Origin of the sequence: Acidovorax sp. ST3, from assembly GCF_003231145.1 — a bacterium.
Lineage (GTDB): Bacteria > Pseudomonadota > Gammaproteobacteria > Burkholderiales > Burkholderiaceae_C > Acidovorax.
The window spans coordinates 1-621 of record NZ_QKVP01000069.1 but is presented as its reverse complement, the minus strand read 5'-3'; the positions used below and the strand labels follow the sequence as shown (position 1 = coordinate 621).

Below are 621 nucleotides of genomic sequence, written 5' to 3'. Positions count from 1 at the left end.
TTTGAGATTTCTCAAATTTATTCTGTCTTGCCCGCGCATGATGAGCTCGGCTTTGGGTGCTGGGCCAGTCGTAGTCGTGCGTATGGGGTTCGAATACTGATTTCATGCCAGATCGGCATGCGCATGACTGCGGCGACTCTCGCCTGGAACCTCTGATGTCCATCGCCAGCTCGCGGCGACGCTCGTCGCCCAAGGGGGTTCGCGTGCGCAAATCCGTCCAAGAAAACCTGGAGTCTGCTCCGGCGGCGACGATGGCTGCATCGGTCGTGCGGCGACCCATCGGCCTTTGGGGACTGTTCTGGACGATCGCGCTGATCGTCACCAGCGTCCTCTATTTCAGTTATCGCATTCCCTTGTGGAACCCGGCGGCGCCGATCCTGTCCAGCATGCTGCTGGCGGCCGAGGCGTTCGGCATGGTGGGCCTGGGCCTGCACATGCTGATGACCTGGACCGTGGTCGAGCGCAGGGCCGCCGCGCCGCCGCCGGACATGGAGGCCGACATCCTGGTGACCACCTGGAACGAGCCGGTCGAACTGCTGAGGCAGACCTTGATCGCGGCGCGACGGGTCCGCCTGGCCCGGCAGGTCTGGCTGCTGGACGACGGCGCCCGCCCCGAGATGC

The 621-nt window shown here is 64.4% G+C and carries 1 pseudogene; it reads left to right on the top strand.

Going from position 1 to position 621, the window contains the following annotated elements:
• Window positions 1–155: 155 nt before the first annotated feature.
• Window positions 156–621: pseudogene (locus tag DNK89_RS23580) on the top strand (hypothetical protein); the annotation flags it as partial.